At 42.8% G+C, this 12,740-nt stretch carries 12 protein-coding genes; 3 read left to right on the top strand and 9 right to left on the bottom strand.

Annotated elements, in window-relative coordinates; all coding sequences use genetic code 11:
• Positions 1–91: 91 nt before the first annotated feature.
• Positions 92–805, top strand: coding sequence for a hypothetical protein (locus tag CS921_RS14920; protein ID WP_099225297.1), 714 nt, complete (start codon positions 92–94; stop codon positions 803–805).
• Positions 806–950: 145 nt separating this feature from the next.
• Positions 951–1,670, top strand: a complete 720-nt coding sequence (locus tag CS921_RS14915) for a YebC/PmpR family DNA-binding transcriptional regulator (protein WP_099225295.1) — start codon at positions 951–953, stop codon at positions 1,668–1,670.
• A gap of 140 nt (positions 1,671–1,810) precedes the next feature.
• On the opposite strand, the gene CS921_RS14910 is transcribed toward CS921_RS14915, so the two are convergent.
• From CS921_RS14910 to CS921_RS14885, 6 genes are all read right to left on the bottom strand, one after another.
• Positions 1,811–2,035 carry a hypothetical protein gene (locus CS921_RS14910; RefSeq protein WP_099225292.1) on the bottom strand — a complete coding sequence of 75 codons (225 nt, stop codon included), beginning with the start codon at positions 2,033–2,035 and terminating at the stop codon, positions 1,811–1,813.
• Between the two features lie 36 nt (positions 2,036–2,071).
• A complete protein-coding gene (locus CS921_RS14905) occupies positions 2,072–2,350 on the bottom strand; it encodes a hypothetical protein (protein WP_099225290.1) in 279 nt (92 codons plus the stop codon).
• Between the two features lie 33 nt (positions 2,351–2,383).
• Positions 2,384–2,983: a hypothetical protein gene (locus CS921_RS14900; protein ID WP_162921798.1), complete on the bottom strand. Its 600-nt coding sequence runs from the start codon at positions 2,981–2,983 to the stop codon at positions 2,384–2,386.
• A 161-nt stretch (positions 2,984–3,144) separates the two neighbouring features.
• Entirely contained in the window at positions 3,145–4,845 is a 1,701-nt protein-coding gene (locus CS921_RS14895) for an oleate hydratase (protein ID WP_099225285.1), read from the bottom strand.
• A gap of 106 nt (positions 4,846–4,951) precedes the next feature.
• A complete protein-coding gene (locus CS921_RS14890; protein ID WP_099225283.1) occupies positions 4,952–5,509 on the bottom strand; it encodes a TetR/AcrR family transcriptional regulator in 558 nt (185 codons plus the stop codon).
• 21 nt (positions 5,510–5,530) lie between these two features.
• Entirely contained in the window at positions 5,531–6,253 is a 723-nt protein-coding gene (locus tag CS921_RS14885; protein WP_420843763.1) for an epoxyqueuosine reductase QueH, read from the bottom strand.
• Positions 6,254–6,719: 466 nt separating this feature from the next.
• On the opposite strand from CS921_RS14885, the gene pflB reads away from it, so the two are divergent.
• A complete protein-coding gene (gene pflB, locus CS921_RS14880) occupies positions 6,720–9,002 on the top strand; it encodes a formate C-acetyltransferase (RefSeq protein ID WP_099225278.1) in 2,283 nt (760 codons plus the stop codon).
• Positions 9,003–9,102: 100 nt separating this feature from the next.
• Here pflB and lepB read toward each other — a convergent pair whose 3' ends face one another.
• From lepB to CS921_RS14865, 3 genes are all read right to left on the bottom strand, one after another.
• Complete coding sequence (gene lepB / locus CS921_RS14875; RefSeq protein WP_099225275.1) at positions 9,103–10,305, bottom strand: signal peptidase I; 1,203 nt, start codon at positions 10,303–10,305, stop codon at positions 9,103–9,105.
• Between the two features lie 12 nt (positions 10,306–10,317).
• Positions 10,318–10,752: a hypothetical protein gene (locus CS921_RS14870; protein ID WP_099225273.1), complete on the bottom strand. Its 435-nt coding sequence runs from the start codon at positions 10,750–10,752 to the stop codon at positions 10,318–10,320.
• A 29-nt stretch (positions 10,753–10,781) separates the two neighbouring features.
• Positions 10,782–12,740, bottom strand: a 1,959-nt coding sequence (locus tag CS921_RS14865) for a WxL domain-containing protein (protein WP_099225271.1), incomplete at its 5' end; no start/stop codon positions are given.

The raw sequence follows: 12,740 nt of genomic DNA, 5'->3' as shown, positions 1-12,740 counted from the left end.
GTTATAATATAGTGGTTGTTATTTTATATATCATAATTCGGGATAAACGCACATATGTGTTTATATAAAATAAAAAAAAGGGAGTAAGAAGATGGCAAAAAATCCAACAAACAAAAAACCGATTTACAAAAAATGGTGGTTTTGGCTGATCGTCGTAGTCATTTTAATTGGCGCTGCCGCAAACATGGGCGGAGATTCAGACCAAGCAAAAGAAACTGACAAAGCAGCTGAAACGAAAAGTTCGACCAAAGATGATTCTTCTGCAAAAAAACAACAAACCGAGAAAAAGAAAGAAAAACTACCTTATCCAACTACAGCTAAAGAAGTCACCCTTGGAGCAGGTACATTTATCGTGGGCGAAGACATTGAGCCCGGACGTTACGTGATTCACACAGATGAAGCTAGCGGTAATATCACTTCTGGTATAAACCTCAATGAAATTTTGGGAACGGATACTTCATTTGCAGTCAATGATATTGTGACAACACTTGAAAAGGACCAAGAATTGCAAATTCAAAACTTGAATGCCGTTACTTTCACACCAAAAGAAGCACCTGAAATTGCCTCTGAACCAACAGAAACTACTTTTAATTCCGGCCTCTACTATGTAGGTGTTGATATTCCGGCCGGCAAATACAATGTTCATACAGATGATACTTCTGGCAATTTGACAATCGGTTTGAAAGTCAATGAAATTCTAGGAACAGATCCTGCTTTAGCGGTCAATGATGTACAAGTTTCATTAAAAGACGGCGATAAGATTCAACTGTCTGGCCTATCTCAAACAACTTTCTCGCCAAAATAACAACACGTACCCGTGAAGCATTTTCACGGGTATTTTTACGGCCTCCTTTTGAAAAATACTATCCAACCGCTTTATCACCTGTTATAATAGACTCTGTGTAACCGCACAATAGATGTGCAAAATCAGAAAGTGAGAGGATTAGAATATGGGTCGTAAATGGGCAAATATCAAAGAGAAAAAAGCTTCAAAAGATACAAACAATAGTCGTATCTATGCAAAATTCGGGATCGAAATCTATGTAGCAGCTAAATCAGGCGAACCCGACCCACATGCCAATCAAAAATTACGTTTTGTTATTGAACGTGCTAAAACCTATAATGTACCGAAACATATCATTGACCGGGCAATCGAAAAGGCCAAAGGAACAGGCGACGAAACCTATTCAGAGCTTCGTTATGAAGGCTTCGGGCCAAATGGTTCCATGGTCATTGTGGACGCGCTCACCAATAACGTCAATCGGACAGCTTCCAATGTGCGGGCTGCCTACAGTAAAAACGGCGGCAATATGGGTGTCAGTGGCTCGGTTGCTTACATGTTCGACAATACTGCAGTTTTCGGTGTGGCAGACAAAGATGCGGAAGAGCTATTGGAGCTACTGATGGAAGCAGATATCGATGTCCGCGATGTACTCGATGAAGATGGTACTGCGATCATCTATGCTGAACCAGGTGATTTCCACAACGTACAGGAAGCCCTAAAAGAAGCTGGCATCACTGAATTTACAGTTGCTGAAATCGAAATGATTCCGCAAAACGAGGTCACGCTGGAAGGCGAGGATCTAGAAAAATTCGAAAAAATGATCGACGCGTTGGAAGACTTGGAAGATGTCCAAAAAGTCTACCACAATGTCGACCTTGGCGAATAAAATATAAAAAAGTAGCCACTCTCTATGACCCGCCCCCCAAAAAGTCAGATTTTCAGGTCTAACTTTTCTGGGAGGCGGGTCATTTGGCTACTAACTGCTTTTTCGATTCAGTATCTCTTAAAACTTTTCCTCATGCTGGTCTACAAATGAGCGGCATACAAAATCCATGCTAGTTCTTCACTAACAATCTCGTATTTTTCTCCCGCCCCGTCTACTAAACAAATCGCAAGCCAATCAAATCCGTTTGCTTTTACATTTTCAAACGATATTGTTGATCCATCTATTAATTCCACATTGCCAGAATGGTCAATGTCATATTCGTCCTTTTCTTCTTCATAATCAATCCCGTAACCGAGTTCAATCACGACAGCATATAATTTTTCACCCGGCCATTCATATTTCTACTCCAATTGTTCACTCGTTTGATATACTTCACAAAACATCCCATTATAACCATATTTAGCAATATCAAAAAGCAACATTTCTTTCTTCGTTAATTTATGCTGCAACAAAACTTTCATTTGAGGATTTTCTGCTCTCCAAGTGACACACTCCTCCCATATCTCCCCTGCGTAAAGAATATCCCAATCGGCCGAACACACCAAAAACGGGAGAACCCTTTCCGTGCGCTCATCACTCTCCTTAAGAATCTGAAACTTTTCTAAATAAGTCGGTACCAAATAAATCACTACTGTCCCAAAAATCGTATGCTGTTAAACCAGTAAATCCGTCCCGTCAAAAATCGTCAACATCAGGTTTTCAAGCGACGGAGCAGGTCGTTCATATTGCCTTTCCATGGCTTCCTTAAGTTCGCGGTCATAGCGGAACACACACCTGCTAATCTCCCCATTATCTGCCAACTCCCAAACTATCCCTTCATCTGTCACCTGAATATCCGTGATGATTCGGCCGATCAGCTCCTGTTCATTTTCTTTAAACGACTTTTTTTGCCCCGCTTGCTCAAGTTCGATATAATTTTCAGCACTCCACACACAGTAAACAATCCACTGGTGCTGCTCCATTTGCCTTGCCACTACTTTTATACCGACAAACCCAGCGCCACCCATTCCATATGTACCAGAATATCCATCAATCTCTTCACTTTTACAGCCAAGATAGCGGTCACAGACCTCCACAAAGATTTCCGGCTCTCCAACCAGCGCTTCCTCATCAGGTTCCGCCCCGATCATCGGCACGACATTCGTTGGCACAAAGCCTTGTTTTTCAAAAAAAGTACGATTCTCAGCATTTACAATAGCAAAATTCGCCTGCACCGTCCCGAGTTTCAGATCATCCAATGCCCTCTTTTTCATGGCAGACACCTCGCTTTCTTTCATTAATTGCATCACGAAAATCAGCCGATAGAAGGATTTGTTTTTTTCTACATGCCCTACGACAGATTGATCAAATAATAATAAACTAAGCAAAAAAAGACCATGATGCGCACCAAAAATGCGTTCATGGCCTAAGCTTCTTATCGGAACATCGTTTGCGTCGCTTTGGCGAGTACTTTGGGATCACGATTGTATGGCGTCACCGGTTTGATCTCTTTGTCAATATCAAAAAGGGTGTAAACCGCAATCCGCGCAGCCCGAACAGAATACTCTTCTGTGAAAACCATGTCCTTAGGAATCTCAACAAATTGACTGATCATCGCAAAATTGGTGCTGCCCTCTGGAACCACACTTGGTCGATCGCTCATCTTCCTTGGCTGGAATTGCGCGTCAATGTATGGCATATAGCAAGGAATCACATTCACAATATCTTTCTTGATTTCTTCCCAATCGTCCTGCCAGCCTAACTGCGAAATATATTCAAAGAGAATTTCTTCCCCCGTGCAGTCCTTCATCGGTTTTTTCACATAGTCGCCAATCCGGTCTGGATACAAGCCGTATCCCCAGAAAATGGTCGTGTCGAGCGGCTGTGATTTAAAGTGCGGCTGCGCGGCAACAACGGAACTCATCAGCCAATTGGAATCCTTCAAGGTTAAAAGCGCGCCACTGCCTGGGACATTGCCAGAAAAACGTTCGATGCGTTTCAGCAAGGCGTCCCCTTTCGCAGTGACCGTAAAGCTTTGCCAGTTGGTTTCATCCTCGTGACCGAAAAATGGTTCTGGATTGCCAAGCCCCGGTTTCTTTTGAGCCACCTTGTACCACAGTTCGCCGGAAATTGGCCGCTCTTCCGGTTTAGGTGCCGGTGTCGAAAAGTCGCCAATCGTCGCACTATCCGTCATGCAGGCATTCGTCATGATTACCTGATCGCCATCCTTCAGCTCCAACTTACCACCATCTGCAAAATAAAGCACAGAAGCCGTGATGCCAGCCCCTTCTTTAAAATCAATATCTGAAACAACCGTATTTGTCATAAAATCAACGTCATTTTTTTCAAGAAAAGCCTTCAGCGGTAAAATGAGACTTTCATACTGATTGAAACGTGTCCGCGTTACGCCTTCCAGTGTATCAATCCGGCTGAATTCAAGCATCATCCGGTTCATATAGCGGCGAAATTCAAACAAGCTGCTCCATTTTTGGAAGGCAAAAGTCGTTTGCCACATATACCAAAAATTCGTTTCAAAAAAGTGGTCGTTGAACCATTCATTGATCCGCATATCGTCGAGCCGTTCTTCCGGTGTCGCCAGCAGCTTCGTCATTTCATAACGATCCTGCGTACTGAAGCCCATTGAATGCGCATTTTGAATCTGCTGATTTTTATCTACCAGCCGCGCCTGTGCATGTGTAGGATGCAGATGGTCAAAATTCAGAATTTCCTCTGTCACACTTTGCCCTGGTATTTCAAGAGAAGGAATGCTACCGTATAAATCCCAGAAATTTTCATAGGTTTCCTCATTCAGCATCCGGCCGCCCCGGCAAAGAAAGCCTTCCTGTACAGTTCCCGAACCATCATTACTGCCGCCTAGAACTTCCAAGCCCTCAATCACATGGATATTTTTACCTGGAAAATGGGCATCCCGAATCAAAAAAGCAGCTCCCGCTAGACTTGCAATCCCGCCGCCGATAAAATAGACCTGCTTATCCCCGTAAAATCGCTCCTGAATGGCTTCATCCACTTTTTCTGCCTTCACTCCAGCCTTATTTTCAGACACTTTTTTGACCGTATAAAAAGCACCAGCTGCGGCACCCGCGGCAACAACAAGATTTCTTTTTTTCATCATCAATCGCTCCTTCATTTCATCTTTAGGCTTACTTTACCGCAAATGAAAAAAAGTTACGCTACACAAAAAAACCGCTTTGTCGCTTTTTTGGACAAAACGGTCGATCTGTCTAAAAATGATCCAATTTTCCAGCAAAGAATTCCGTATCCTTGGCAAGTCGGACAAGCTGTTTCTCCACTACATCTGCCGGTTCACGCAAGCCGCCACGAATCCAATTGATCAAAACTCCCGTACATCCGTAAGTAAAAAAGCGGGCATAAAATTCGCGATCCTGCACGCTGACTTTCCCATCTGGATCGATCCGGTGAAACAGTTCCAAAAACAATTGGTTCGTTACCTCGAAGAAGCAATCGGAAAGCACCTTCTGATCCGCCGAAACCGTATTGTGGTAAAAAGCCTTCTTTTCCTCCATCTTGTCGAGCATCTGTAAAACCCGCCTGTCCCAATTATCGAGGGTGACCCCTTCCCGCAAGAACTTCAATGACTGATCCTCATATGCCCACGCCAGAAGCGCATAGATGTCATTAAAATGATAATAGAACGTTTGCCTGTTCAGTCCGCAAGCACTAGTCAAATCGGCAATCTTCAGTTTGTCGAATCGTTTGTGCTCGCACAGCTCCATTAGCACTTCAGCAATCGCTTTTTTCGTCAAATTAGAATCCGTCATGCTGCCACGCCTTCCTTCGCCTTATTCTTCTTTTACACCTGCCAGTCGTTCCGCTAAATGAGCCTGCGCTTCCTGATTCACTTTTTTCAAATCAATCCCCTGTTGTTTCGCACTGAAAACACAGCCGCAATAGCACTGCCGATAAATATCATATTCCTGACACATTTCAACAGAACGCCGGTAGCCGCCCTTTTTCTTAAAGTCGCTCGGCAAGTAGTGCATATCATAGAGCGCTTGGACCTCCAGCCCGATATGATTGATCAGCTCGCTATTTTTATGCGGACTAATCGTCAAAGCACTGCCAAAATAATCTGCGCCAATCTCCCTCGCCTTATTTGCCGCCTGATCGAGCCGCATATTAAAACAAGCGGAACAGCGCAAACCGCCCTCCGGTTCATCTTCAAGTCCCTTTACGGCACATAAAAATTTTTGCGGTTCATATTTTTCGCTGATAAAACCGACTTTCTGACCTGTTTTTTCATTAAAATCACGAATAAAGGTTTCCTGAACCAATTTTCTGCGTTCAAATTCTGCCCGCGGATGGATATTCGCATTAGCAAAATAAATCACAACTTCGGCATGTTTGGTTAAATATTCCAGTGTATAGGTACTACATGGCGCACAACAGCTATGCAGCAGGATCAGCGGCCGAAAATTCTCGCTCTGCCACGTCTCAATCATCTTTTGCAATAGCTTGTCATAATTGATTTTTTGATTTGGTTTCATTTCTTTCAGCATTTCCATCAAATCAGGTTGCATGTCTCCTATCCCCCCACTCCATTATAAAGATAGAACAAATGGGACTAAAAAACAAGCAGAAATTAAGTTTTATTCATTACATTTCACAAGAAACATTGTAAAATTATTCACTTTCAACCACCGGTAAAAGTATAGACTAATCGCGCAATTAACTGTTATAACTGTTTTTTGAAACAGAAGGACTTTTTTTCGCTAAACTTCTTTCTCTAAATCCGCTTTCATGACTGTTATATCTCAAATGACACTGTTTTGTCACATAATGCAAATCTGTATTAATACACAGCGTAAAAACACGTATTCGTTATATAAAAGATTTTTAATTTTTTTCAAGAATGTTATTGTATTCACTTTCACAAGATAGTAAGATGGATATGTAAAGAAAATAAGTACCTTCAAAATTACTTATTCGAGACTACCAATTTGCTAAAAGTATTCAAGGAGGAATTTTAAAATGACCAAAGCATGGGAAGGTTTTAAAGGCACCGACTGGCAAGAAAAAGTTAGTGTTAGTAACTTCGTACAAGCCAACTACACACCTTATGATGGGGATGAAAGTTTCTTAGAAGGAAGCACACCAAGAACATTAAAATTAAACGACAAAATCAATGCTTTAATTGAAGAAATGGATGCTAAAGGCGGCGTTCTTGATATGGACAACAAAATCGTGTCCAACGTTGCATCTCATCCAGCTGGCTATGTTGATAAAGATCTTGAAGTAGTTGTCGGCTTGCAAACTGACAAACCATTCAAACTTGCATTCATGCCAAATGGCGGTGTTAGAACTGCTGAACAATGTTTGAAAGAAAATGGCTATGAAGTTGATCAAGCAACACATGATTTCTTCGTTAACAACCGCGCAACTGCCAATGATGGTATCTTCCGTGCTTACACAGATGATATTCGTCGTGCACGTAACTCACACATCGTAAGCGGTCTTCCAGATGCTTACTCCCGTGGTCGTATCATTGGTCTTTACCAAAAACCTGCTCTTTACGGTGTAGATCGTTTAATCGCAGAAAAACAAAATGACTTAAAACAAATTCCGATTACTTCTGATGAAAACATTCGTCTTCGCGAAGAAATCTGGTTACAAATCAAAGCACTGAAAGACCTAATCGTTTTAGGTAATGAATATGGCTTAGAACTTGGCCGTCCAGCTGAAAATGCTTATGAAGCTGTTCAATGGACTTACATGGGCTACCTTGCTTCCATCAAACAAGCAAACGGTGCTGCAAGCTCATTCGGTCGTATCCCAGTATTCTTGGATATCTACATTCAACGTGACCTTGATCGCGGCATCATCACTGAACTTGATGCACAAGAATTGATCGATCAATTAACACTTAAACTACGTATGGTACGTTTTGCTCGTACAAACGGCTACAACGAACTATACGCATCCAACCCAACTTTCATCACAACTTCGATGGCTGGTATGGGCGCAGACGGACGTCACCGTGTAACAAAAACAGACTATCGTTTCTTGCACTGCCTAGACAACCTAGGAAACTCTGCAGAACCTAACTTGACTGTTCTTTGGGACACTCGTCTTCCAGAAGCATTCAAAGAATATTGCATGATGATGAGCGTAAAACACTCTTCCATCCAATATGAAAATGATAAATTAATGCAAGAAGAAGGCTACGGCGATATGCAATGTATTAGCTGCTGCGTAAGCCCACTTAACCCTGAAGCTGACAAAGACAAAGGCGAAACACATAACCTGCAATATTTCGGCGCACGTGTTAACGTTCTAAAATGTCTTCTAGGTGCAATTAACGGCGGCCGCGATGACCTTCACAAAGAAAAACAAGTATTCAACGTTGTAGATCCAATTACTTCTGAATACCTTGAATACGATGAAGTATTAGCGAAATTCGATAAAGCAATGGACTGGTTGACTGACACTTATGTAGATGCAATGAACATCATTCACTACATGACAGACAAATACAACTATGAAAGCATGCAAATGGCCTTCTTACCAACAAAAGTTACTGCAAACATGGGCTTCGGTATCTGCGGATTTGCAAACGTAGTTGACAGCCTAAGCGCAATCAAATACGCGAAAGTTAAAACCCTTCGTGAAGAAGACGGCTTCGTTTATGACTATGAAGTTGAAGGCGACTTCCCACGCTACGGTGAAAATGACGACCGCGCTGATGATATCGCAGTAATGGTACTAAAAATGTTCAAAGAAAAACTGGATTCCCACAAACTTTACAAAGATTCCGAAGCAACTGTTTCGATTCTTACAATCACTTCCAACGTTGCTTACTCTAAACAATGTGGTAACTCTCCAGTTCACAAAGGACCTAAATTTGATGAAAACGGCGTAATGATTGAAGAACCAGAATTCTTCAGCCCAGGCGCTAACCCATCCAACAAAGCAAAAGGCGGATTCCTAGACAACCTTGCAAGCCTGTCTAAACTTCCATTCTCTTATGCAAACGATGGTATTTCATTAACAATCCAAGGTGCACCTAAACTATTCGGTAAAACTGTCGATGAACAAAAACGCAACTTGGTGGGTATCCTAGACGGTTACTTCACTAAGGGTGGTCAACACATCAACTTGAACGTTCTTAATCACGAAGAAGTTGTTGCGAAGATCAAAGCTGGTATCCCAGTTATCTTGCGTATCAGCGGTTACTGCCTGAATACAAAAGACCTGAACGAAGAACAAAAAATGGAACTTTGCCAACGTATGTTCCACGAAAAATTAGTTGGCTGATAAGCGATTCAAGAAGTCTCCAAGCGAAAACCGTTTTAAACGGCTTCGTTTGGAGGCTTTTTTATTTTCGCCAGCCATATTCTGCCACAAAAAAACCGCCTTAGCTATGCCAAAGCAGTTTTCCAGTAATATCCGATAAATCAACAAAACCGAATTCCCGACTGTCACGCGAATGGTTGAGGTTGTCGCCAAGGACGAAAACTTTTCCTTTCGGGACTTGTCGCTTTCCTGTGGTGTCTTCGAGCGAATAGTCCTGTACGCTGCCTGCAAGATCAACCTTTTTATCGTCAATGTAGAGCTCATCGTCGATAATGTCAATCGTGTCTCCCGGCAAGCCCACCACGCGTTTGAGATAGGTTTCACCGGATTTATCAGGCGAATTGAAGGAAATAATGTCGCCGCGTTCCAATAGATCGCTGTTTTTATACATCAAAATCCAGTCGCCATCTGTCAAGGTTGGCACCATGGAATTGCCTTCTACCCGCGCTAATGAAAAATTAGCGCAAAGAATGAAAGCAAGTAACCCGATAAAAATAAGGGCGATACCGGCAATCCATTTTTTGGATAGGCGGCGTTTCTTTTGGATGGGTTTCTTGGGACGCGGAGCCATGGGGACTTCTACTGGTTCGGCTGGCTGTTTCTGGACAGCCACCTGTTGAAGCGCTCGATGGAGATTCCCCACTGCTTGTTCCCGTGTTTCTTTCCTAGATGACGCAGGCAGCAGATCAGAAAGGTGTGCTAGACTTTCCGTTTGCTGACTGCTTTGTTCATCTAGTTGCTTTTTGCGTTGTTCGACTTTGTCCAGTGCTCGTTGAAGGCGGGCGAAAGGGTCATTCGTTGATGCGACTAGCCGTTCTTCTTTCAGCAAGGGCACGAACAGCGCGGCTTCAAGCTGTTTTTGTACCTGTTCGGTAAACAGTGGAAGCGGTATTTCTTCTGCCAAGTGCGTAAGACTTTGTTCTGGGGTTAATGCCGAATTGTCTGCCACCCACCGAACCGCCTTGGCAGGTATAAAAACCAACTGATAGGTAGCGGCGGTCTCTTTATCGACGGTCAGTTTTTGCCAGACAATCGCGGGAAACTCTGCCGTCAGCCGCTGGATAAGCAGTTGAATTTTTAACGCTTTTGGAGTTGCGAATTGAATGTTGAGCGTGAGCGCGGCGGCAGACAGCTGAAAAGCAGTTTCTGCTTCCGCTCGACTACCGCCGCTCTTTTGATAAAGCTGTTCGATAGCTTCCTGCTCATCCAGTTGATAAAGAACATGGGAAAATCCTTCGTCGGGTTGAAACTTGAGTTCAATCATGACCGTTCATCCTCACTGCGGGCTGGTTTCTTGAAGAATTTTCTCGACTTGTTCGGCCCATTTGGTCAGCATTTTTTCAGAGGTTTGTTGGAGCATATGAATCGTTTCGGCATAGTCACGGGCGCTTTGGTGGATCTCCTTTAGTTCCGCTTGTTTGCTTGAAATAATTTGATCGGCCTCATATTCCGCTTTTTGTACCATATGATCGGCGGTTTTCTTCGCCTCCAGCAATACATCCGCCAGCATTTCCTTTGAAAGTGGTGGTTCTTCTTGTGATTGTTCCATTAAAGCGTCCGTTTGTGCCTGCAGAGTGTCTAATTTTTCTTGAAGCCGTTGATTTTCTCGCAGGACTTCCTCACGTTTGCGGCGTTCTTCTTCAAAATCCGCCAGTAAAGTCGTTAATTCTTTTTCCAGTGAAGCCAGTTCAAATCGTTCGTTTTCAGACATATTTCAGGGCTCCTTTCAGCCAAATGAAGTTAAGGGGTGTCGCGCAATTCCCAGTAAAGCGTGGTTTGATACGTGGTCGAGCGTGCTGTGTTCGTATCTACATCTAATAATAAGCCTTCGTCCTCCTGCCAAGTGACGACAAAATCAGCATCATCTTTGGCTTGTTCCTCTGAGTTTGTAATCTCAACGGAATTCCCAGGGGTCAGAATCGTTTCTTGCCCATTTTTCTTATATACAAGCGCATTGTTAAGTTGACTGCCATCTGTCGAGGTCAGCGGTTCCTTAATGCCTGCGGTCAGACTCCAATGAGCATCTGTGGCACGCGTATCCTCAACAGTAAAGTTATAAGAGGTTGTTTCTTCCCGCTTAATTATTTGTTGACCGTTCTCAATCGTGCTTGTTTCAAAAGTGAGATCCGCTGGCGGACTGCTGAAACGAAGGGTGTAAGGAATAATATGAACCATCACCGTCTTGCTTGTCTCATTCTCAAGGCTCTGATCTTTCGCTGTTACAGTTACTGAATAATCACCCGGTTGGCTCATATTGACCACTGTCGCAAAATCACTGGCTAACGTCCCCCCCTCGTCAGTTGTGGCATGGATATCTGTCAAAAAATCATCCGCCGACTTTGTGGTGCCTTGAACATACGTGATCTCATCATCACAAGCGAGATTGACGGTTGCTTCGTATGGAACTGTGACCACTCCCACGCAATTGCCGCTTGTTGATGTAAAACTGTAACTAACTGTCCCCGCATTATCTAACCCTGTCCAAGTGATCGTATTCGCAACTGGATCATAGACGCCGTCATTAGCAGGGGTAATGATCATTTTCTCTCCCTTTTCATCCTTTGCATCAACAGGGATCGTTAACTTTTTATTGATGGAAGCCTGTTTAGGTAAAGTCGGTGTCTGTTCCTTGCCTTCACAACTAGTAAGTGGGCTATTACTTAAAAAGCTAAAGTCTAAAAGCTGGTTGGTTTGTCCCTCAAACACTCCAAGATTAGCAAGTGAATTTTGCCCAGTAATGACTTTAGATATTTGATTATTACTACAATTAAAATATGTTAAATTTAAATTTTGACTCACATCTAATTCCGTTAACTGATTATCCGATACACTGAGAAATTCCAAATTCGGATTATGACTCACATCTATTTCTGTTAAATTAGTTCCAGTCACGGTAAGAGAACTTAAATTCGGATTGTGGCTCAGGTCTACTTTTGTTAAATTACTCTCCTGCCCGAATACCCTACCAATAAAATAAAATTTAGTTAATTTTGGATTATGACTCACATCTATTTCTGAAATAGGAAATGTAGCGATACATTCTAATGAAGTCAGTTCTGGATTATGACTTACATCTAACTTAGTAAGCTTGACACAATCGTTAAATCTTAAATGAGCCAAATTTGGTAAATATTCTAATCCGCTTGTATCAACTAATTCTGAATCTGTAAGTTCAAAGTCCAATTCAGTAATTGAAGCCAATTGTTCCTCCGTTACAACTTCTGTTGGCTCCATATTTAATGTCTCCGCAACCTTCCTGGCCATAACAGGATCAGGAAACCAATCATTGAAAGTTTTTCCTGTTTCTTGAAGAGCCGTTGACTTATCAGAAGTTGCACTGTTAGCTGTTGAATCATCTGTTGTTTCTGTTGAATCGTCTGCTGGAGTCGTCGTTTCTGCATTTGTCTCTGTTTCAGAGGTTGCTACATCCTCCACAATTATCGAAACAGGCGCAGACTCAACCGGATTATCCTCCCGAATCGTCGAAGCTTGCAGCGAATATGTACCGCTTGTCTCCGCCAGCAACGTTATCTGCACTTGTTTCTCCTGTCCTTCCAACCAGTCAATCACGATTTGCTGATTTGCGGCATCATAGGTCACACTCGCATTGCCGCTATATGTATTTTGATACGTCAGCCCCTCTGGAAGCGGCAATGTCACTTTGGTGTCCGTTTCCAATTGATCCTGCACAGTAACTGT

It is taken from the genome of Listeria costaricensis (assembly GCF_900183385.1).
GTDB classification, from domain to species: Bacteria; Bacillota; Bacilli; order Lactobacillales; family Listeriaceae; genus Listeria; species Listeria costaricensis.
Note: the sequence above shows the minus strand (reverse complement) of the source record. Positions and strands in the feature narration are given on the sequence as shown.